Genomic DNA, 19144 nt, shown 5'->3' with positions numbered 1-19144 from the left:
TCTGGACTGTGAAAATTCTTTGTTAATCAATTGGTTGAATTCTATATTCTGTTCCCATCACCCGCTCCAGTTCGACAATCCAAGGACTTCCACCGAACGCCAAGGAGTGTCGTCAGCAGTTGTCAGGATTGAAGTTTTTCAGCCAGTCTTGATCTACCGACTTCCAGCGCAAGCCACCGGCAGCCAGCTCAAACTGCTACAAAAAGTGGCCCAAAACACCATGCGAGGCTCCCGAATCGCATTGTTGCTGGAGTAGCCTGGGCCTATGAGTTCCAACCGGCCGCTGCCGCAGCGGCGGTCTATCAGGCCAGCAGCATCGGCTGCCAGGTCCAGCCAGCAGAACGCACTGTCTCGATCACCGGCGCCTTGAGCGCCTGCAAGTCCAGGCCCAGCGTGCGCTGCCACTCACCGGTGGGTCGGCCCTGGGCATCCAGTTGCAAACCCAGTACGGTGTGCCGGCTGCGTTCGAAGAAGCGGATGCCGTGCGCGGCATGCCATTGCAGCTGCAGGCCGGCGGGGCCGGCATCGGCGGCGAACCGGCTCCACTGCTCGCCGACCTGCACGCGCTGCCGGGCCGGGTCCACGCGCAGCAGCAGCCGGCCGGTGCGGCGCAGCCCGTGCAGGCCGGCCCCGTCCAGCCAGCGCGCGTCGTCGTGGCGCCAGGTGATCGCGATGCGGCCGTCGGCCAGGGTCTCGGCTCGCAGCGGCCAGCTGCCGTCGCCCAGCGCCAGCAGCCGCTGGCGCAGGCCATCCGCCGACACGGCCGCCGTGCCTGCCGGCGGCGACACCCGGCCGGCCCAGGCGCTGCCGATGAAGAACCAGGCCACGCCGGCGGCCACGGCCAGCAGCACGCCGCCCGCTTGCAGCGCGACCGAGCCCTGGAAGGCGCGTGCCAGCGGTTGCAGCGCGGGCAGTAGCGGGTAGTTCGGTGTATCGGGGATCGCGATCGTCGCCGGCCAGGGCTGGCCCAGGCCGGCTTCATCCAGCGCGGTGCGCACGTCCAGGTGCTCGCCTTCGCGGCGCAGCCAGGCCCAGCCGCCACCCAGGCCGCGCGGGCCGATCAGTTCGATGCCGCTGCGGTCCCGTTGCGGGGCCAGCTGGTGCAGCCGGGCGTAGGCCAGCAGTCCGTCCGCGGCGGCAGCTTCGTCGGCAAAGCGCAGGCGCAGCCAGCCCTGGCCGGTGCCGGTGTCGGCCGACTCCGCGGCCAGCAGGCCAATCATGCTATTGGCATATATGGCGCGCTGGGCCTCGTCGGCCTGCAATCCCGGCGGGGCAGCAGCAGCGGGTACCGCGGGCGGCCCGGCACCCGGCCATACCGCCAGTGCGAGCTGACCCAGCAACTGCGGCAGCAGCACCAGGCCCATGAACACGGCGATGAACACCAGGCCGCGCAAAGCCGTGGCCTGGCCGCGCAGCAGCCAGGCCATCCCGCCCAGGACGAGCGCGCCGCCCAGCACCAGGCCCAGCACGATGGCCAGCCCCGGGTTGGCGTGCAGGACCTCGATCAGCGCCGCCATGCGATCGATCCACTCGGGTCGTGGAGGCTCATCGCGCCTCCGGGTCGGCACTGAATTCGCGCAGCGCCCATTGGCCGCCCTCGGCGTCGAAGTGCAGCGCGTAGGGGGCGCAGAACAGTGCCCGTTCGCCGGGCTGGCCGGGTTCCGCCACCGGCTCGGCGCGCGCCCAACAGCGGCGCAGCGCGGGGGTGAACAGCGCCGGCCAGGCGTGGCGCCTGAAGCCGGCGACGTCGAGCGTGCGGCCTTCCCACAGGAACGGGCCGCGCACCTGGCGAGCCACCGCGTCGGCATCGCCCCGGGCGACGGCGGCGCGCCAGTCGGCCAGGAACGGCTCGAAGCCGGGTTCGGCCGCCACCCGGGCTGGCGCCGCGAGCCATGACGACGCCAGCAAGGCCAGCATCCAGAGCGATCGGTCCGGGTTCATCGTCGGTCCGCGTCTTTCTTACAGCGCCGCGGCGGCAAAGCTCGCCCAGTCCACGTCGCAGGGGATCGCGCGACCGCAGATCTCGGCGATCTCCTGCGCGCGTGCGGGCAGGACTTCTTCCCGCAGTTCCTTGATCTTGCGGCGTTCGGCCAATCCCATAGTCATGTTCCTTTCGAGGTCGGGGGTGGGGGGAAGGAGGGATCGGGGTTGCCGAGGCGCTCGCACAGCTCGGCGATGGCGGCTGCGCGCGCGGCCGGATCGTCGGTCGCGAAGCGCAGCACGAAGGGGCGGTGCTCCAGCGCCAGGCGCTGGCGCGCGAGCCCGTGGATGTGCAGCAGCAGTGCGGCGAAGCGGGGCGCCACCTGGGCGTCGCGCTCGCGCAGACCTTGCCACAGTGCGTGCATCACCGGCGCCGGGTGCCAGGCCGTGGCCTCGTCCAGCGCCTCGGACAAGCCTTGCATCGGCTCGGCCTCGTCCAGTGCGTGCAGCAGCGACGCAGTGCGCGTGGCCGCGTCGGCGAGCTGCGGGCAGCGGCGCACGATGCGCATCCGCACCTGCACCAGGCCGTCTTGCAGCACCCGGCGCAGCGCAGCCAGCGCGCTCGGCGAGGCCACCTGCGCCAGCGCGTCAACGTCGCGCCAGTCGCGCACGCCGCGGTCGAGCAGCACCTGCACCATGCTGTCCTGCGCCTTCGCGGGCAGCGCGGCCAGGGCTTCGAGGTCGTAGCCGGTGCCTTCGCGCCACTTCTCGTGGTCGATGTCCAGGCTGTCGAGGAAGCGCTTCCTCAGCAGCGCGTCCGGGCTGGAATCAGTCATGGCCGCCCCCGGCGGCGCGCGCCATTGCGTCGCGCGCTTGGCGGATGTCCTGCGAGCGCGCGTAGCCGTCGCCGCCGCTGGTGGCGCAGGCGCCCCAGGCGTGCCAGAGCTGCAGGCTGCGTTCGCGCAGCCAGTCGAACTCGGGGTCGCCGTCGGCGCGCAGGCATTGACCGGCGCGCTGGAGCGCGGCGCCGGTCAATGCCTGCGCCTCGCGCCACAGTGCGGACTCGTCGGCCTGCGCGAGCCGGCGCTCCAGTTCGGCCGCCAGCGCTTGCAGCGTGGGTGGCGGCGTCATGGCAGTGTCTCCAGCCAGGTTGCGGGCAGCGGCAGCGAGCGCGGCAGCAGCGTGGGTTGCCAGTGCCAGCCGGCATCGGTGACCAACGCCGTCAGCGGGCGCTTGAGCGTGTGGTGATCCAGCCGCAGCGGCCCGTTGCCCGGCCCCGCTCGCTGCTCGCTGTGGAAGAAGCTGATGCCCACGCTTTCCTGCCAGTGCAGCGCCGCGGCGCCGACACCGGCGCGCCACTCGAGGGCGCCGACCTGCTCGCGCACGCGCACCGAGCGACGTGCGGCGTCCAGGCTGAACAGCAAGCGTTGCGTGTGGCGGTGGCCTCCGGCCTGCGCCACTGCAGTCCAGCGCGCGTCGACCAGATCGTAGGCGATGGCCAGCGTGCCGTCGGGCAGTGCCTGCCACTGCACAGGCAGTTCGCCGCCGTCGGCCCAGGCGACCAGGGCCTGGCGCAGCGCGGCCTCATCCAGCGGTGCGGCGACAGGCCGCGCATCGATCCGCGCGACCCAGGCCGCGCCCCACAGAAACCAGGCGAGCACGGCGCCCAGGTTGAGCAGCACGAAGGGGAGCATCACGCGCCAGCTCAGGTGGGCGATCACCTGCCGCCCGTGCTGCCGGGCCCGGCGCTCGGCCAGGTGGACGGCCGCCTGCGGGCCGGCGACGAGCAGCAGCGCGACGTCGAACCACGCCAGCGGCTTCAGCGGCAGCCCGCCGGCGTTCATTGCCAGGCCGATGACGAGGTTGAGCACCAGCACGACCGCGAGGCCGAAGCCCAGCCCCGCCAGCAGCGGCTCGCGGCGCAGCGCGGCAGTCATCGCGGTCGCATTCATCGACCTGCCTCCTGCAGCAGCACGCGCAGGCTGGCGCCGCGGCGATCGATGATGTCGTCGACGCGCCAGCCTGCGCGTGTGCGCAGCAGCTCGTAGTGCAGCGCGTGGCTGCGCGCGCCGTCGCTGAAGTGCACCGTCACGCGGGCGCTCTCACCGTGCAGCTCGACCGCGCCGACGGTGAAGCGCTGCGGCGGCTCCTGCGTGTCGGTGAACGGGTCGCCGTCGATCTCCGGCTCCTCGTCCTGCTGCTCGGCGCGCGCCCGCTCCGCTTGCAGGCCGGCCAGCAGCGCCGGTGAGAGCCAGGGCGCCGTGCGCTGCAAGCCGGCCGCCGGATCGGCCATGCGGCCGGCGAAGTGCGCCTCCAGCAGGCGCTGCACCGCGGCCTGCGGCGTGCCAGCGAAGGCCGCCGCGGCCGACAGCAGTGCCGCAGCGACGAGTGTGCGGAAACAGTGCCGGGTCTTCATGCCGTCCAGTCGTAGGTGCGCGCGAAGATGTCGGCGTCGCAGATGTAGAGCTCGCCGTCGATGCCGCGCATCAGCACGTCGCCCGGCTTGCCGAGCTTGAAGTCGCCTTCCAGGCTGCGCACGCGGAAGGGCTGGTCGATGCGGCGGGCGTGCACGATCACCGGCTTCTTGATGCAGGGCCGCATGCCGGGCACGTCTTCGTAGGTGTCGAAGGTGCGCGGCGCGGCGCGGGGGGTGTCGTTCATCGAAGGGTCTCCGGCCAGGGCGGCGGTGGGGTTGGGATGACGGGAAGTGTGCGGCGGAGGCGGCCGTGTTGTCGTCAGCGAACCGTCAGCGTGCGGTTAAATCGTCGCGCGGTCAGCGCAGCATGCCCGGCACCACACCGGCGACGATGCGCTGCGCCAGCAGCTCGGCCTGCCAGAACGCGGCCTCTTGCAGCATCTGGTCCACGTGCCGCGCGTCGTCCAGCGCCGGCGGCTGGTAGTAGTGGCGCTGGAGGATGAAGTGCGCCGCCTCGCGCGCGCCGGGCACGGCGTCCAGCCGCGCTGCCACGGCCTGCTCGAAGGGCAGCAGCGGGTCGCTATCGCGCGCCTTGCCGTCTTGGACGTCGCTGAGCTGCCAGCGCTCGAGCCCCGGGTTCCAGTACAGCATCCGGAAGCCCAGCTCCGGCAAGCCCTTGACGGTGGGGCGGTCGTACTGCCCGGGCTTGAGCAACAGCGGCAGCAGCGGGCGGCCGCGGCGGTCGCGCGGCGCGGTCGCGGCCAGCGGCAGCGAGGCCAGCAGCCGCATGGCGCGCAGCGCGCGGCGCTTGTCGCCCAGCCAGGCCGCGACGCCGGGCCCGAACACGGTGCCGCCCGGCGCCGGCGGCTGCAGCGCCAGCGACTTGAAGAACGCCGCGATGCGCGCTTCGCGCAGTTGCTGCAAACGCTCCTCGGGCGTGCCGCTGCGGTCGAAGTGCGCGGCCAGCGCGGGCGTGGCCTGCAGCGAATCCAGCACGCCGCGCAGCAGCACCAGCGCCTGCTCGCGCTGCATGCGCCGCTGCCAGACGAAATAGTCCAGCCGCACGCCGCGCGCCGTATCCAGCAGGGTGACGGCCCAGCGCGGCTGATGGTCGCTGCTGAAGTGGTCGTTCATCGCCAGCACGCGCCAGTGCAGCGTGCCTTCGCTGCCTTCCTGCCAGCGCGGGTCGGCCAGCGGGATGGTGGTGCCGGTGGGCGAGTGGTAACGGGCTATGCTGAACTGCTTGAGCGCTTGCGCGCCGCGCTGCGGCGGCGGCAGCAGCACGATGTTCAGCAGTTCGGGGTCGCGCGCGTGGCCGCCCCAGTCGTAGCTGGGGTCGCGCGTGAAGCGGAAGATCAGCGGCTGCCGGTGGTCGTGGCGCTCCAGTTGATCCGCGGGGGCGAGGCTGCGGTCGGCGCCGTCCAGGCCCAGCGCGCGAAAGCCGCGCGGCAGATCCACCCGCGCCAGGCCGTGCAGGTCGCCCGCTGGGCGTTCGGCGGGCGCCGCCGCAGCGGCCTGCCCGGCCGGCACCGTGCCTGGCTGTGCCTGCGTAGGTCCCACCACGCACCCGATCACGACCAGCGCCACGAGCACCGCAGCAGCACCGATCAACATCATCTTCAACATGGGAGTCCTCTCAATCCAGCACGATGTGGCGGTCGTGGCGGCCGCTGGCCAGCTCGGCATCCATGGCCTGGGCGATGCGGCGCAGTACCGGGATGCAGGCCGCGGCTTCGCGGTCGCTGGCCGTCACCGGGTACAGGCCGACGCTGCCGCCTGCGGTGTCCAGCGTCGCTTCGTCGCTGCCCGGCTCCGGGAACGCCTGGTCCAGCTTCGTGAGCCCGAACAGGCAGCCGTCCACTCGCAGCGTGTAGCCGTCGATGCCGCCCTTCGGGTCCAACCAGTCGGGGGCCGGTTCGGCGCCGGGCTGCTGCAGCGCGACGCGGCGCAGCTCCGGGATGAGGCCGCTGCGGGCGCGCGGCACGCTGTAGCCGATGCGCCTGCCGTCGGCGTCGTTGGCAACACGGAGGATGCCGCGCCAGGGCAGTGGGCTGGCGCCGGCGCGCGGCACCAGCCGTTCGCGCCCGGCGGCGTCTTTTTGCCAGGCGAAGTAGTGGCTGATCCAGGCGCCGTCCATGGTCTCGAGGTCGGCGAAGGGCATGCGGCGCCGGTCCACCTGCAGTTCGTAGTTGGGAGCGCCCTGCAGGTCCACGACGATGAGGCCGTGCACCAGCCCGTGGCCGCGCGCGTAGTCGTTCTGCCAGCCGGCGAGCACGTACTGCGTGCGGCCGGGCGAGAAGGCGCGCACGCGGTCACCGGCGCGCGCCAGGCTGACGTCCGGCTGGCCCGGGGGCGTCGGTGCCCAGGGCTGCATCGCATGCAGCGCGAGCTTCTGCACGTCCAGCACCAGCCGGGAGCCCAGCAGCAGGAAGCGGCCGCCCCGCAACACGGTCTCGGTGGCGACGTTGACCCGGCCCATGCCCCAGATCAGCGGTTCGCCGGGCTGGCCGTCCTCGCTGTCCAGCCATTGCGCCTCGGCCAGCGAATTGCTGGCGCTGGACAGGGGCTGCACCTGCAGCTGCCCGTCCTGCTCGGTGACCAGCGTGAAGTCGCGCTGCACCAGCAGCAGTGCGGGCTGTGGCGCGTCCGGCAGGCGCAGCACGTTCCAGAAACGGTCGCCGCGGCCGGGCACCTGCACGGCCTGGCCGCGCCAGCGCACCGAGAACCCCATGACCTCGCGCGTGGCGAAAGGGTTGCCGCCCTGGTTGGGGAAGGTGCCGGTGGAGATGCGCCGGCCGTGCACCGCGATCTCGAAAGGGCCGTGCTGCAGCGTCTCGGCCTGCGGCGGCGTACGGGCCATGCCGCAGGTGGGCAGCAAGGTGCCGACGAGGGCGAACAAGGCGGTGGTGAGGCGGTGGCGGGGCATCGTGGTGCTCGGGTTGTCTTGTGGGCGTGTGGGTCGTGTGCTGGCATGGGCGCTTCGCGGCGGGCAGGAGCCCATGCCATCGACAGGAGCCCCGCAATCGAACGCTTCGTCACCATGCTTCGGCGCTGCACGGCCAGGCAGGTTTGAGCCGGGGACGGTGTTCGTGCGCATGTGCGGGCCTCGGCGCGAGGCCGTGAGCGGACCGCTATATCCACAGTACGAGAAGATGGGTTCCAAGTCTCGACACTGGCGGCCCTGCGTATGGACAGATTCGGCACCATGGAGCGGTTGCGCTGCACAGTGTCCGTCATGCCTTTGGCCGCAGCCCAAGGCGCATGCCAGGTTTGTCCTTGTTGTCGCGGGTGGCCTTCACAACTACCATGGACAGGTCGAGCGCGGTTGCTCGGCACCATTCCGGGGGCGCGCACCGGACCAAGGACATCGGCGCATGACGGATTTCAGGCCGATCGAGATTTCGACCGACAACTTGCCTGCCTACCATCCCGATGAGTTCGCACGCGAGTTCTTCGGCAAGCTCGGCCAACGCATGGAGCTGGAACCGGCGCGCCATGCGCCGATTCAAATCCGCGCGCACGCGCTGCCGCTGGCGGCCGGCGTCGTCGTTGGCGGTGGCAGCATCAGCCCCATGGCGTCGCACCGCACCAACGCCATGTGCAGCGACGGCAATTCCGACGTGCTGATCTGCTTCCCGATGCAGCGGATGATCATGCGCGAGCACGGCGGGCGGGAATGCATCGCGGGACCGGGGCAGGCCGTGCTCGGCTCGCTCGACCGCCGGGTGAGCTTCGTATCGCCGGAGCGGCACAACGATTTCCTGACGCTGCAGTTGTCGCGCAAGGCGCTCGCGCCCTATGTCGCCTCGCTGGACGACCAGATGGTGCGCGCGTCCGAGGCGGGCGATCCGTGTTTTCGGCTGCTCCGCGACTATGCCGCGAGCCTGGCAGCGGATGCGCTCGCGCTGCCGCGTCTGCGCGACACGGTCGCGCGGCACTTGCTGGAACTGGCCGCGCTGGCGATCGGCCCCAGTGCGGACGGCCGCGACATGGCGCTGCGAGGCAGCGTACGCGCCGCCCGGCTGGCGGAGGCGAAGCGCATCACCATGGCGTATCTCGAACAGCCTGGTCTCTGCCCGGCCCTGGTCGCAGCGCGCCTTGGCGTCTCGGAGCGCTATCTGCGCAAGCTGTTCGAGGCCGAGGAGGAAAGCTTTGCCGGGTTCGTCACGGCCCAGCGGCTGGAACGGGCCATGGCGATGCTGCTGGACCCGGCCAGGCGGAACCGGCGGATCCTGGACATCGCCCTCTCGCTCGGCTTCGGTGACGTGCGCACCTTCAACCGCACATTCCGCACCCGCTTCGGCCTCGCGCCTTCGGAACTGCGGGCCGCCCGCGGTCAGACGTGAGGAGCCACCGCCAAGCGCCCGCCGTCCGGCCGCCGCCGCGCCCTCGTCATGCCGATCGCGTCCATTCCGAGGAGCATCATGGCCAAGGTGCCGGGGTCGGGAACGGCGCCGGCAGGCGGCGCCGCCGCTGTTGGCGCGAAGGCGATGCCGCCTTGTGCGGCTGGTGGCCCGGCATCAGTTGCAGGCCGGCGATACATTGAAGCCCGCCGGGTTGCGCAGGCAGATCTCGTCATAGGCGAACGCACAGTTCTCGCGCCGGCCTTGCTTCATGTACACGAGCGAACCCAGTGGCAGACCTGCCTTTCCGATACAGATCTGAACCTGCTGGCGGCAGGGTGCAGCGGCGGCGATCACAGGGCGCCCGACGCGCTGACAGGCTTGCTGCGCACACGCTTGGGCAGGGAGGCCTGGGAGATGTGGCGACGCCGACGCGCCAAGGATATGTCGCTGCCGAGCTTCCGGATGGCCCGCTCGACGGGCGTGGATCTGGTTGCCCTGACGCCCTCTTGAGCAGGTCCCCGTACCTGCCATACAAGCTCGCCTCGCCCAGTTCGCTGAATCACCTCATCTGAGATGGGACAGGACATGATCAAGCATGGTAGCGACTCACCACCAAGGGCTGTGAAGTGGTGTGTTTTGTGGCCCAAAATGGATTTTATCCCCAGAAAATAATTCTATAAATCAACATATTAATGGGCATACAGCGGATCGGTGCATGCTTGAGCCGACCGAGTTCATGGCAAGGCTGGCGTGAAATCAGCACTATCCTGAGGGCTTGTCGTCACCCATCTGCCACAATGAGTGGCGAGCAGATACTTCATCGGAAGAGGTCTGGATCCGAGCGCTGTTGCCGGGGCGTCTCCTGCCCGGCGGCTCGTCATCGAGTTGCTCATGCACAGCCTGAATCCACGGCTGGAATGAACCTGGCCGCCACCCTGCACAGGGAGTACCCGGCATGACGATCGAAATCGTGACGGTCCTCTTCATTGCGCTGACCGCCATCGTGCTGTTCGCGACGGAAAAGCTGCGCATGGACGCGGTCGCCCTGCTGGTGCTCGGCAGCCTGGCGCTGACCGGCCTGGTCACCCCAGGCCAGGCGCTCGGCGGCTTCAGCAATCCGGCGACGGTGACGGTCGCGGCGATGTTCGTGCTGGCCGCCGGACTGCAGAACAGCGGCGCGCTGTCGGGCATCGGCAGCCTGCTGGGGCGGGCCGGATCGCCGCTGCAGTTCCTGATCGTGCTGTTCGCGGTGCTGGCGGTGATCGCGCCCTTCGTCAACAACACCGCGGTGGTGGCGGTGTTCATGCCGATCGTGATGGCGGCGACGGCCAGCGTCGGCATGTCGGCCTCGAAAGCGCTGATCCCGCTGTCCTACGTGTCGCAGATGGCGGGGGTCTGCACCCTGGTGGGCACCTCCACCAACCTGCTGGTCAATGCGATTGCGAGAGACATGGGCCACCCCGGCTTCGGCATGTTCGAGTTCACTTCGCTGGGCCTGATCTGCATGGCGGCGGGCTGTTTCTATCTGCTGACGCTCGGGCGCTGGCTGCTGCCGGATACGCGGGGCGCGGAGCTGGTCGAGCACTATCAGTTGGGCAAGTACATCACCGAGCTGCGGGTGATGCCCGACTCGTCGCTGATCGGCACCTCGGTCGGCGAGGCCAAGCTGGGCGAGGAGTTCGGCGTCTTCGTGCTGGAGCTGCTGCGCGGCGACGAAAAGGTCTGGTCGCCCAGGGCGCAGACGCTGCAGGAAGGCGACGTGCTGCTGGCGCGCGGCGACTGGTCGCAACTGGACGAGCTGCGCAAGAAGGCGGGCCTGGAAGTGAATTCGCAGTTCAGGCTCGGCCGGCAGGATTTCGCAGCAGTGGCCCAGGTGCTGACCGAAGTGATGATCGCACCCCGCTCGCGCCTGCTCGGCAGCACCCTGGCGATGCTGGCGCCGCGCTGGCAGCACGACGCCACGGTGCTGGGCATCCATCGCCGCGGCCAGGTCCTGCGCGACAAGCTGAGCGAGGTGCGCCTGCGCACCGGCGACATCCTGCTGATGCTGACGCCCGAAGCGGAAATGCCGGCGCTGCGCAAGGACAAGAACGTCATCGTGCTGTCCGAGCGCGACGCCCGGCAGCCGGGCGGCTGGCGGGCGCCTTTCGCGCTGGTGGTGATGGCGCTGGTGATCGGGGTGTCAGCGCTGGACTGGGCGCCGATCGCGGTCACTTCGCTGATGGGCGCGGTGGCGATGACGCTGGCCGGCTGCCTGGATGCGGACGACGTCTACGACGCCGTCGACTGGCGCATCATCATCCTGATGGCCGGCCTGCTGCCGCTGGGCGTGGCGATGAGCGAAACCGGCGCAGCCGCGTTCCTGGTGGAGAACACCATCGGCCTGGTGCGCGATTCAGGGCCGCTGGTGGTGCTGGCGGTGCTGTACCTGATGGCGCTGCTGCTGACCGAATTCATGAGCAACGCGGCAGCGGCGGTGCTGCTCACGCCGATCGGCATGTCCACCGCGCGGATGATGGACGTCGACGCCACCCCTTTCCTGATCGCGGTGACCTTCGCCGCTTCCACCAGCTTCGCCACGCCGGTGGGCTACCAGACCAACACCATGGTCTACGGCGCAGGAGGCTACCGTTTCAGCGACTTCGTCAAGGTCGGCCTGCCGCTGAACCTGATCTTCTGGGTGCTGGGGGTGATCTTCATCCCGGTGTTCTGGCCTTTCCATGGAGCGGGCAGCTGACCCGCGCTGACTGCTTCCGCCTGCGGGCATCATTGCGGTTTGACCTTCCCATCATGGCAAGGTCTAGCCTGTATGCTGTGAAGGCTTCAACGCGAGGAAAGGAATCATGAACGCATCCGCGAAAGCGCAGGCCCGGCCAGTCACGGCGACGGTCAGCCTGCCGATCGAAGGGATGACCTGCGCCAGTTGCGTCGGCCGCGTCGAGGCGGCGCTGGCCAAGGTCGAGGGCGTCGCGCAGGTTTCGGTGAATCTGGCCACCGAACGGGCGGACATCCGCCTGGCGGCTCCGGTTGACCGCATGACGCTGATCGCCGCAATCGAGAAGACCGGCTACGACGTACCGCCCGGCACCACCGAGCTGGCGATCGAAGGCATGACCTGCGCCTCCTGCGTCGGCCGTGTCGAGAAGGTGCTGCAGGCCGTACCCGGCGTCGCCGAGGTCAGCGTGAACCTGGCTACCGAACGCGCCACCGTGCGCGGCGTGGCCGACGTCGCAGCGCTGATCGCGGCGGTGGACAAGGCCGGCTACGATGCCCGCGCGATCGAAGCCACGGCGCCGGCCGGCGACGACGAAACCCTGGCGAAGAAGGATGCCGAACGGACCGAACTACAGCGCGACCTGCTGATCGCCACGGTGCTGGCCCTGCCGGTGTTCATCCTCGAGATGGGCTCGCACATGATCCCGGCGATGCACCACTGGGTGTCGCACACGCTGGGCACCCAGACGAGCTGGATCATCCAGTTCGTGCTGACGACGCTGGTGCTGATCTTCCCCGGCCGGCGCTTCTACGCCAAGGGCTTTCCAGCGCTGTTCCGCCTGGCGCCGGACATGAACTCGCTGGTCGCGGTGGGCACCGTCGCAGCCTATGCGTATTCGGTGGTCGCCACCTTCCTGCCCGGCCTGCTGCCGGCCGGCACGGTCAATGTCTATTACGAGGCGGCAGCGGTGATCGTGGCGCTGATCCTGCTCGGACGCTTCCTGGAAGCGCGCGCCAAGGGGCGTACTTCGCAGGCCATCCAGCGCCTGGTCGGCCTGCAGGCCAAGGTGGCGCACGTGGTACGCGGCGGCCGCACGGTCGACATTCCGATCGGCGACGTGGCAACCGGCGACGTCGTCGAGGTCCGCCCCGGCGAGCGCGTGCCGGTGGATGGCGAAGTCATTGACGGCCGGAGCTACGTCGATGAATCCATGATCACCGGCGAGCCGATCCCGGTCGAGAAGTCCGCAGGCAGCGCGGTGGTCGGCGGCACGGTCAACCAGAAGGGCGCGCTGAGCCTGCGCGCCACCGCGGTCGGCGGCCAGACCGTGCTGGCGCAGATCATCCGCCTGGTCGAGCAGGCCCAGGGCTCCAAGCTGCCGATCCAGGCGGTGGTGGACAAGGTGACGCTGTGGTTCGTGCCGGCGGTGATGGCGGCCGCGCTGTTCACCTTCCTGATCTGGCTGGCCTTCGGACCCTCGCCGGCGCTGAGCTTCTCGCTGGTCAATGCGGTGGCGGTGCTGATCATCGCCTGCCCCTGCGCGATGGGCCTGGCAACGCCGACCTCGATCATGGTCGGCACCGGCCGCGGCGCGGAAATGGGCGTGCTGTTCCGCAAGGGCGAAGCGCTGCAGTTGCTGAAGGACGCCAAGGTGGTGGCGGTGGACAAGACCGGCACGCTGACCGAAGGCCGGCCGGCGCTGACCGACCTGGAAGTGGCCGAAGGTTTCGAGCGCGCCGAAGTGCTGGCACGGGTCGCCGCGGTGGAGTCGCGCTCCGAGCATCCGATCGCCCGCGCCATCGTCGAAGCCGCCGAGCAGCAAGGCATGACCCTGCCCGCGCTGGAGGCTTTCGAGTCCGTCACCGGCATGGGCGTGCGCGCCACGGTCGGCGGCCAGCGCGTGGAAGTCGGCGCCGACCGCTACATGCGCTCGCTGGGCCTGGATGTCGGCCTCTTCGCAGCCAGCGCCGAGCGCCTGGGCAGCGAAGGCAAGTCGCCGCTGTACGCCGCCATCGACGGCCGCCTGGCCGCGATCCTCGCCGTCGCCGACCCGATCAAGCCGAGCACGCCCGCCGCCATCGAGGCGCTGCACAGACTGGGCCTGAAGGTGGCGATGATCACCGGCGACAACGAGCGCACGGCGCGCGCCATCGCTGCGCGGCTGGGCATCGACGAAGTGGTGGCCGAAGTGCTGCCCGAAGGCAAGGTGCAGGCGATCCAGCGGCTCAAGGCCGAGCATGGCGTGCTGGCTTTCGTCGGCGACGGCATCAACGACGCGCCGGCGCTGGCCGAAGCCGACGTCGGCCTGGCCATCGGCACCGGCACCGACGTGGCAATGGAAGCGGCCGACGTGGTGCTGATGTCCGGCAACCTGCAGGGCGTGCCGAACGCGATCGCGCTGTCGAAGGCCACGATCGGCAACATCCGCCAGAACCTGTTCTGGGCCTTCGCCTACAACACCGCGCTGATCCCGCTGGCGGCGGGTGCGCTCTACCCCGCGTACGGCGTGCTGCTGTCGCCGATCTTCGCCGCCGGCGCGATGGCGATGTCCAGCGTGTTCGTGCTGGGCAATGCGCTGCGGCTGCGGCGCTTCCAGCCGCCGCTGGCGGCCGACGCCCAGGCATGAGGAGGAAGGACGATGAACATCGGTGAAGCGGCCAGGGCCTCGGGCGTCTCGGCCAAGATGATCCGCTACTACGAGTCGGTCGGGCTGATACCGCCGGCGGCGCGCACCGACTCGGGCTATCGCGCCTACACCGAATCGGACGTGCACATGCTGCGCTTCATCCGCCGCGCCCGCGACCTGGGCTTCGCCGTCGCCGAGATCCACGATCTGCTCGGGCTGTGGCGCGACCGCTCGCGCAAGAGCGCCGACGTCAAGCGCGTCGCGCAGCAGCACATCGCCGACCTTCAGCGCCGCATCGACGAACTGCGGCAGATGGCCGACACCTTGCAGACGCTGGTGGCCTGCTGCGCGGGCGACGACCGGCCCGACTGCCCGATTCTGGCGAATCTGGAGAATACCGAAGGTCTGGCGGCTGACGGGCACGAGCAGCATTGCTCGAGATCCTCCAGGCCGCCGCACTGAAAACACCGGCGCAAAAGAAACGACTCAACTCCAATGCAGGGGAAACGATGTCCCTGTGCTGGAGCTGAGCCGCCCGTACCATCCACCCGTCTCGGCCGCCTGCCACAGGCGGCCCGGTATCGTGAACGCCTCAGGCCGCCTTCGGCGGGAAACCTGCCTCCTGCAGCGCCGCCTCGATCTGCGCCTGGGGCGCGGACGATTCGACTTCGACCAGACGATTGGGCGGATCGGCCGTCACCTTGGCGTCGGCATCGACCGACTGGATCGCCTTGGTCACGCCGCGGGCGCAGCCGCCGCAGGTCATGTTTTCGATATGGAATTTCATCAGGGGCTCCTTGGGAAGTGTTGCGTCCGGCAGCATGAGGCTTGCCACGATGGAAAGGTTAACAGGCGAGCCCGTACCCTCGCCTGCGTGCATGCTGCAAGCACCGTGAATCAGGCCTTGCGCAGGCGCTCGACCCAGGTCATGAACCTGTCCATGTAGCCTTGCAGGAAATCACGGCTGGCGGCACCCACATTGCCCTCGGCATCGATCAGTTCGTCGTGCCAGCGGATGTAGCCCTCGGGCTGCCCCATCGTCGGCATGTCGAGGCAGGCAATCACGTTGCGCAGATGCTGCTGGGCCATCGAAGTGGCCGGTCCGCCGCCCGCCGTGCCGATGACGGCAGCCGGAATGCCCGCCCAGGCGCTGCTGCCATAGGGCCGGCTGGCCGCGTCGATCGCATTCTTCAGCAGCGCGGGGATCGAGCGATTGTGCTCCGGCGTCACGAACAGGATGCCGTCCTGGGCCCGCACCTTGTCCTTGAAGGCCTGGAAGACGGCCGGATAGTCGGCGTCGTCATCGCGGTTGTACATCGGCAGCTGGCCGAGGTCGATGAACTCGAAATCCGCCCGGTCCTGCGCCAGCTTCACCAGCGCCTGGGCCAGCTTGCGGTTGATGGAGGTCTGGCTGGCGCTGCCGACGATCACGCCAATACGAAGTTTGCTCATGATTTCTCCTCGGAAATTTACAACTGAACACATCCTGGTCCGCAGCTGCGGCTTCGGCGGCGATGCCCGTGGCTACCGGCTGCGCGGCGATTCGCCCCACCGTGAGGCGAATCAAGGGCCGCAGTGCCAGCGCCGCGATTCATTCACGTCATATACCACGCGGCGGAGATCGTCAAAACCCGGCCAGGTAATGCCTTGTTGCACGGCCCCATCCGCCGCTTCGAGGAACACCCGGCTCACCACCCGACAGCGCAGGCCATGGATGCGGCGACTGCTCGGCACATGGCCATTTCCTCCCCCGAGCCATGCGTCGGCACCCGCCGGATCGTGGCAGAATCCGCGACCGTGGCCTCCGCCACCCGTCATTTCAGTCCCGCCTCCCGCATCATGTCCCCTGCACCCGCCTCCCCCCGTCCGCCGGCCCCGGCGGACGCCGCCGCCGTTTCTCCTCCGTCGCCCACCCTGACCGACCGCCAGCGCTGGCTCAGCGTGATCGCGCTGGCACTGGGCGCATTCGTGTTCAACACCACCGAATTCGTGCCGGTGGGGCTGCTCAGCGACATCGGCGCCAGCTTCGGCATGCCGGTCGAGCACGTCGGCCTGATGCTGACCATCTATGCCTGGCTGGTGACGCTGGTGTCGCTGCCGGGCATGCTGCTGACCCGCAACATCGACCGCCGCCGCCTGCTGATCGGCGTGTTCGTGCTGTTCATCCTCAGCCACATCCTGTCGGGCTTCGCCTGGAGCTTCGAGGTCCTGATGGCGAGCCGCGTGGGCATTGCGCTGGCGCATGCGGTGTTCTGGTCGATCACCGCGTCGCTGGCGGTGCGCATCGCGCCGGCAGGCAAGGCGACGCAGGCCCTGAGCCTGCTCGCCGCCGGCACCACGCTGGCGATGGTGCTGGGCATTCCGCTGGGGCGCGTGATCGGCGGGCTGCTGGGCTGGCGCGCCACCTTCCTCGCCATCGGCGGCGTGGCGCTGGGGGTGATGCTCATCCTGGCCCGGCTGCTGCCGCCGCTGCCCAGCCTCAACGCCGGTTCGCTGTCCAGCCTGCCGCTGCTGTTCCGCCGTCCGGCACTGGTGGCGCAGTACGTGATGATCGTGGTGGTGATTTCCGCGCAGTTCACCGCCTACAGCTACATCGAGCCCTTCGTGCAGCAGTTCGGCGGCTTCGACGGCCACGTCACCACGCTGGTGCTGCTGCTCTATGGCGGCATGGGGCTGGTCGGCAGCCTGCTGTTCTCGCGCTACAGCCGGCGCTGGCCGCGCGCCTTCCTGCTGGTCAGCACCGGCGTGCTGGCCTGCTGCCTGCTGTTGCTGACCACCGCCGTCGGCGACAGCCAACTGCTGTATGTGCTGGTTTCGGTCTGGGGTGCGGCGATGGTGGCGATGGCGCTGACGATACAGGCCAAGGTGCTGCAACTGGCCAAGGATGCCACCGATGTGGCGATGTCGATGTTCTCGGGCCTGTTCAACGTCGGCATCGGCGCGGGCGCGCTGATCGGCAGCCAGGTGAGTTCGCATGCCGGGCTGCAGCACGTCGGCCTCGTCGGCGGCCTGCTGGCGCTGCTGGGCGCGGCATGGTGGCTATGGGCGATGAAGCTGGGAGCCGGGCCGCAGCGCGGACACACGCCGTGATCAGGCTTGCGCGGCAGGCTGGCCCTTCATCCACCAGGCCGCGCAGACGGCAGCCAGCATCGTCAGGCCGATCAGCAGGAAACCCTGGGCGTAGGCGAGCGGCAGGCCATCCGGCTGCCCAGCCAGCGCCTGCACCCGCCCTTCGGTGAACACCGCAAGCACCGCCACGCCGAACACCCCGCCGAGTTGGCGCGCATAGCTGACCACCACCGAGGACTGGGCGTGATGATGCGCCTCCAGGTCGCGGACCGTCGCCAGGTTGAGCGCCGGCAGGATCAGGCCCAGGCCGATGCGGCCGAGCACGGTGGCAACGATCAGTTCGGTGTAATCGACCTTGCCGCCGAGGGCGAAGAAGATGAAAAAGGACAGGCCGAACAGCACCAGGCCCCAGATCGTCACCTGCCGGGGCGAGAACCTGTTGACCATCCGGCCCGCGACCGGGGTCGACAGGATCAGCGCAATGCCGCCAGGGATCAGCACGCTGCCGGCCGCCGTCGCGGTGTAGCCCAGCGCGTGCTGCAGGAACACCGGGATCAGGTAGGTCGAACCGAACAGGCCGAAGCCGTAGGTGAAGGACACCAGCGTGCCCATCGAGAAGGTGCGCGAGCGGAAGATGTCCGGGCTGATGATCGGCTGCTGCGCGCGCCGGGCGTGCAGCACGAAGCCGACGACAAACACGGCGGCGAGCAGGAAGCTGCCCAGCGTCCACACCGCGACGAGGCCGCTGTGCTGCAGGCTGGCGATGCCTTCGACCATCGCCAGCGTGGCGCCCGACAGCAGGCCCGCGCCCAGCCAGTCGAACGGATGCCGGCGGATCTCGCGCGGCGTGGGCAGCAGGAAGATGCCGGCCGCCAGGGCCAGCAGGCCGAACGGCAGGTTCAGATAGAAGATCGACTGCCAGCCGAAGCGGTCGATCAGCACGCCGCCGAAGGCTGGCGCCACCGCAGGCGTGAGCCCGAGCCCCAGCATCAGCAGGCCGGAGGCCTGGCCCTGCAGGTGGGGCGGGAACAGGCGCAGGATCACCAGCGCGCTCAAGGGCTGAAGCACGCCGGTGGCACAGCCCTGCAGCACGCGCGCAGCGACCACCATCGGAAAGCTGGTGGCCAGGCTGCCGGCGATGCTGCTCAGCACCAGCAGGATCAGCGCGGACATGAAGAGCTTGCGGAAGCCGATGCGGTCGAGCAGCCAGGGCGCGGGCAGCATGGCCAGCGTCATCGCCGCCATGAAGCCGGTCATCGCCCACTGCACGCGCTCCTGGCCGAGGCCGAAGTCCTGCGCGAGCGCGTTGATCGCGACGTTGAAGCTGGAAGTGGAGAGCACGCCGGCCACGGTGCCGATGCCGACCACGATCAGCAGCATCCACTTGTAGCGCTCGCCATAGCGTTCGGTGAGCGTATCGAAGGAAGGAGGGGCAGGAAGGCGCATTTGAGCCAAAGCCTTTTTCGGAGGCGGGAAGAGGAGGGAAGTCAGGGGAAAACGGAGGCGGCGGCCACTTCAGCCACTGCTGCCCGCGTCCTCCCCGCTGCCTTCGCGTTGTTCGCCGAATTCGATATCCCCGATGCGCTCGGCGATGCGGGCGAGCACTGCGCGGGTGATCGCGACATCTTCCGGTGCGATGCCCTGCAAGGCTTCGGCTTCGAGGCTGCGGGAAGCGCCTTCGATCTCCCTGACCTGTTCCCACCCGCTTGCCGTCAGTGAAATCAGCTTGGCGCGCCTATCCTCGGGGTCGGCCGTCCAATCGACCAATGCCGCTTCGCGCAGTTGGTTGAGGATGCGGACCATCGACGAAGTGTCGAGGAACAAGTGATCCGCCAGTTCCTTCTGCCGCATGGGCCGCCCGGCCTTGGACAGGGCGAGCAGCGGCGCCCAGCTGGCGTCGGTGAGGCCATGGGCCTTGAGGCGCCGGTTAAGCACCTTGCGCCATTGGCGATAGATGAAGCCGACCTGGCTGGCGAAGCGCACGGGCGTGCGCGGCGGGTCGGCGAGCGGCGAAGAATCGGGCGTAACGGTTTGCATGCAAACAATTCTAG

The 19144-nt window shown here is 69.4% G+C and carries 21 protein-coding genes; 6 read left to right on the top strand and 15 right to left on the bottom strand.

The features are described from left to right. Positions 1-302: 302 nt before the first annotated feature. The 10 genes from QM748_RS16770 to QM748_RS16725 all read right to left on the bottom strand — a co-directional run bounded on the left by QM748_RS16770 (position 303) and on the right by QM748_RS16725 (position 7262). On the bottom strand, positions 303-1517 hold the full coding sequence (locus tag QM748_RS16770; protein WP_415248141.1) for a hypothetical protein: 1215 nt from the start codon (positions 1515-1517) through the stop codon (positions 303-305). Positions 1518-1545: 28 nt separating this feature from the next. Further along, positions 1546-1941 (bottom strand): hypothetical protein, encoded by a 396-nt coding sequence (locus tag QM748_RS16765; RefSeq protein WP_415248140.1) that lies wholly within the window; start codon positions 1939-1941, stop codon positions 1546-1548. Positions 1942-1959: 18 nt separating this feature from the next. After that, entirely contained in the window at positions 1960-2106 is a 147-nt protein-coding gene (locus tag QM748_RS16760) for a hypothetical protein (RefSeq protein ID WP_415248139.1), read from the bottom strand. Then, positions 2103-2756 (bottom strand): hypothetical protein, encoded by a 654-nt coding sequence (locus tag QM748_RS16755; protein ID WP_415248138.1) that lies wholly within the window; start codon positions 2754-2756, stop codon positions 2103-2105. The genes QM748_RS16760 and QM748_RS16755 overlap by 4 nt, the downstream gene beginning before the upstream one ends. Beyond that, entirely contained in the window at positions 2749-3051 is a 303-nt protein-coding gene (locus QM748_RS16750; protein WP_415248137.1) for a hypothetical protein, read from the bottom strand. Before QM748_RS16750 ends, QM748_RS16755 begins: the two co-directional genes overlap by 8 nt. After that, positions 3048-3872, bottom strand: a complete 825-nt coding sequence (locus QM748_RS16745) for a hypothetical protein (protein ID WP_415248136.1) — start codon at positions 3870-3872, stop codon at positions 3048-3050. The genes QM748_RS16750 and QM748_RS16745 overlap by 4 nt, the downstream gene beginning before the upstream one ends. Further along, positions 3869-4336, bottom strand: a complete 468-nt coding sequence (locus tag QM748_RS16740; RefSeq protein ID WP_415248135.1) for a hypothetical protein — start codon at positions 4334-4336, stop codon at positions 3869-3871. Before QM748_RS16740 ends, QM748_RS16745 begins: the two co-directional genes overlap by 4 nt. Beyond that, complete coding sequence (locus QM748_RS16735; protein WP_415248134.1) at positions 4333-4581, bottom strand: PGDYG domain-containing protein; 249 nt, start codon at positions 4579-4581, stop codon at positions 4333-4335. The genes QM748_RS16740 and QM748_RS16735 overlap by 4 nt, the downstream gene beginning before the upstream one ends. Positions 4582-4693: 112 nt before the next feature. Next, positions 4694-5962 (bottom strand): hypothetical protein, encoded by a 1269-nt coding sequence (locus tag QM748_RS16730; RefSeq protein ID WP_415248133.1) that lies wholly within the window; start codon positions 5960-5962, stop codon positions 4694-4696. Positions 5963-5972: 10 nt separating this feature from the next. Beyond that, a complete protein-coding gene (locus QM748_RS16725; RefSeq protein WP_415248132.1) occupies positions 5973-7262 on the bottom strand; it encodes a hypothetical protein in 1290 nt (429 codons plus the stop codon). Positions 7263-7710: 448 nt separating this feature from the next. On the opposite strand from QM748_RS16725, the gene QM748_RS16720 reads away from it, so the two are divergent. Continuing rightward, positions 7711-8682, top strand: a complete 972-nt coding sequence (locus QM748_RS16720) for an AraC family transcriptional regulator (RefSeq protein ID WP_415248131.1) — start codon at positions 7711-7713, stop codon at positions 8680-8682. On the opposite strand, the gene QM748_RS16715 is transcribed toward QM748_RS16720, so the two are convergent. Then, the gene (locus tag QM748_RS16715) at positions 8673-8759 is read right to left on the bottom strand and encodes a hypothetical protein (RefSeq protein ID WP_415248681.1); all 87 of its coding nucleotides are present in this window, start codon (positions 8757-8759) and stop codon (positions 8673-8675) included. The genes QM748_RS16720 and QM748_RS16715 overlap by 10 nt on opposite strands. A 1-nt stretch (position 8760) precedes the next feature. Between QM748_RS16715 and QM748_RS16710 the strand changes: the two genes are divergently transcribed. From QM748_RS16710 to cueR, 4 genes are all read left to right on the top strand, one after another. Then, the gene (locus QM748_RS16710; RefSeq protein ID WP_415248130.1) at positions 8761-9192 is read left to right on the top strand and encodes a hypothetical protein; all 432 of its coding nucleotides are present in this window, start codon (positions 8761-8763) and stop codon (positions 9190-9192) included. 445 nt (positions 9193-9637) lie between these two features. Further along, complete coding sequence (locus QM748_RS16705) at positions 9638-11419, top strand: SLC13 family permease (protein ID WP_415248129.1); 1782 nt, start codon at positions 9638-9640, stop codon at positions 11417-11419. Between the two features lie 106 nt (positions 11420-11525). Next, entirely contained in the window at positions 11526-14024 is a 2499-nt protein-coding gene (locus QM748_RS16700) for a heavy metal translocating P-type ATPase (RefSeq protein ID WP_415248128.1), read from the top strand. Between the two features lie 12 nt (positions 14025-14036). Next, positions 14037-14486 carry a Cu(I)-responsive transcriptional regulator gene (cueR, locus tag QM748_RS16695; protein ID WP_415248127.1) on the top strand — a complete coding sequence of 150 codons (450 nt, stop codon included), beginning with the start codon at positions 14037-14039 and terminating at the stop codon, positions 14484-14486. 130 nt (positions 14487-14616) lie between these two features. Here the strand turns inward: cueR and QM748_RS16690 are convergent, their stop codons facing one another. Further along, entirely contained in the window at positions 14617-14811 is a 195-nt protein-coding gene (locus QM748_RS16690) for a heavy-metal-associated domain-containing protein (RefSeq protein WP_415248126.1), read from the bottom strand. Positions 14812-14921: 110 nt separating this feature from the next. Beyond that, a complete protein-coding gene (locus QM748_RS16685; protein WP_415248125.1) occupies positions 14922-15476 on the bottom strand; it encodes an NADPH-dependent FMN reductase in 555 nt (184 codons plus the stop codon). Positions 15477-15863: 387 nt separating this feature from the next. On the opposite strand from QM748_RS16685, the gene QM748_RS16680 reads away from it, so the two are divergent. Beyond that, positions 15864-17114 (top strand): sugar transporter, encoded by a 1251-nt coding sequence (locus tag QM748_RS16680; protein ID WP_415248124.1) that lies wholly within the window; start codon positions 15864-15866, stop codon positions 17112-17114. Here the strand turns inward: QM748_RS16680 and QM748_RS16675 are convergent, their stop codons facing one another. Beyond that, complete coding sequence (locus QM748_RS16675) at positions 17115-18539, bottom strand: DHA2 family efflux MFS transporter permease subunit (RefSeq protein WP_415248123.1); 1425 nt, start codon at positions 18537-18539, stop codon at positions 17115-17117. A 69-nt stretch (positions 18540-18608) separates the two neighbouring features. Next, the gene (locus QM748_RS16670; RefSeq protein ID WP_415248122.1) at positions 18609-19130 is read right to left on the bottom strand and encodes a MarR family winged helix-turn-helix transcriptional regulator; all 522 of its coding nucleotides are present in this window, start codon (positions 19128-19130) and stop codon (positions 18609-18611) included. Positions 19131-19144: the final 14 nt, after the last annotated feature.

The organism is Thauera sp. (assembly GCF_047601425.1).
Lineage (GTDB): Bacteria > Pseudomonadota > Gammaproteobacteria > Burkholderiales > Rhodocyclaceae > Thauera.
Note: the sequence above shows the minus strand (reverse complement) of the source record. Positions and strands in the feature narration are given on the sequence as shown.

Excerpts from the sequence above, each read along its gene's own strand:
- QM748_RS16740 (WP_415248135.1), bottom strand. The coding sequence starts at position 4,336 with ATGAAGACCCGGCACTGTTTCCGCACACTCGTCGCTGCGGCACTGCTG.
- QM748_RS16750 (WP_415248137.1), bottom strand. The coding sequence starts at position 3,051 with ATGACGCCGCCACCCACGCTGCAAGCGCTGGCGGCCGAACTGGAGCGC.
- QM748_RS16715 (WP_415248681.1), bottom strand. The coding sequence starts at position 8,759 with ATGCTCCTCGGAATGGACGCGATCGGCATGACGAGGGCGCGGCGGCGG.
- QM748_RS16735 (WP_415248134.1), bottom strand. The coding sequence starts at position 4,581 with ATGAACGACACCCCCCGCGCCGCGCCGCGCACCTTCGACACCTACGAA.
- cueR (WP_415248127.1), top strand. The coding sequence starts at position 14,037 with ATGAACATCGGTGAAGCGGCCAGGGCCTCGGGCGTCTCGGCCAAGATG.
- QM748_RS16770 (WP_415248141.1), bottom strand. The coding sequence starts at position 1,517 with ATGGCGGCGCTGATCGAGGTCCTGCACGCCAACCCGGGGCTGGCCATC.
- QM748_RS16745 (WP_415248136.1), bottom strand. The coding sequence starts at position 3,872 with ATGAATGCGACCGCGATGACTGCCGCGCTGCGCCGCGAGCCGCTGCTG.
- QM748_RS16700 (WP_415248128.1), top strand. The coding sequence starts at position 11,526 with ATGAACGCATCCGCGAAAGCGCAGGCCCGGCCAGTCACGGCGACGGTC.
- QM748_RS16760 (WP_415248139.1), bottom strand. The coding sequence starts at position 2,106 with ATGACTATGGGATTGGCCGAACGCCGCAAGATCAAGGAACTGCGGGAA.
- QM748_RS16705 (WP_415248129.1), top strand. The coding sequence starts at position 9,638 with ATGACGATCGAAATCGTGACGGTCCTCTTCATTGCGCTGACCGCCATC.
- QM748_RS16680 (WP_415248124.1), top strand. The coding sequence starts at position 15,864 with ATGTCCCCTGCACCCGCCTCCCCCCGTCCGCCGGCCCCGGCGGACGCC.
- QM748_RS16710 (WP_415248130.1), top strand. The coding sequence starts at position 8,761 with ATGGCCAAGGTGCCGGGGTCGGGAACGGCGCCGGCAGGCGGCGCCGCC.
- QM748_RS16730 (WP_415248133.1), bottom strand. The coding sequence starts at position 5,962 with ATGTTGAAGATGATGTTGATCGGTGCTGCTGCGGTGCTCGTGGCGCTG.
- QM748_RS16725 (WP_415248132.1), bottom strand. The coding sequence starts at position 7,262 with ATGCCCCGCCACCGCCTCACCACCGCCTTGTTCGCCCTCGTCGGCACC.
- QM748_RS16675 (WP_415248123.1), bottom strand. The coding sequence starts at position 18,539 with ATGCGCCTTCCTGCCCCTCCTTCCTTCGATACGCTCACCGAACGCTAT.
- QM748_RS16755 (WP_415248138.1), bottom strand. The coding sequence starts at position 2,756 with ATGACTGATTCCAGCCCGGACGCGCTGCTGAGGAAGCGCTTCCTCGAC.
- QM748_RS16670 (WP_415248122.1), bottom strand. The coding sequence starts at position 19,130 with ATGCAAACCGTTACGCCCGATTCTTCGCCGCTCGCCGACCCGCCGCGC.
- QM748_RS16765 (WP_415248140.1), bottom strand. The coding sequence starts at position 1,941 with ATGAACCCGGACCGATCGCTCTGGATGCTGGCCTTGCTGGCGTCGTCA.
- QM748_RS16720 (WP_415248131.1), top strand. The coding sequence starts at position 7,711 with ATGACGGATTTCAGGCCGATCGAGATTTCGACCGACAACTTGCCTGCC.
- QM748_RS16690 (WP_415248126.1), bottom strand. The coding sequence starts at position 14,811 with ATGAAATTCCATATCGAAAACATGACCTGCGGCGGCTGCGCCCGCGGC.
- QM748_RS16685 (WP_415248125.1), bottom strand. The coding sequence starts at position 15,476 with ATGAGCAAACTTCGTATTGGCGTGATCGTCGGCAGCGCCAGCCAGACC.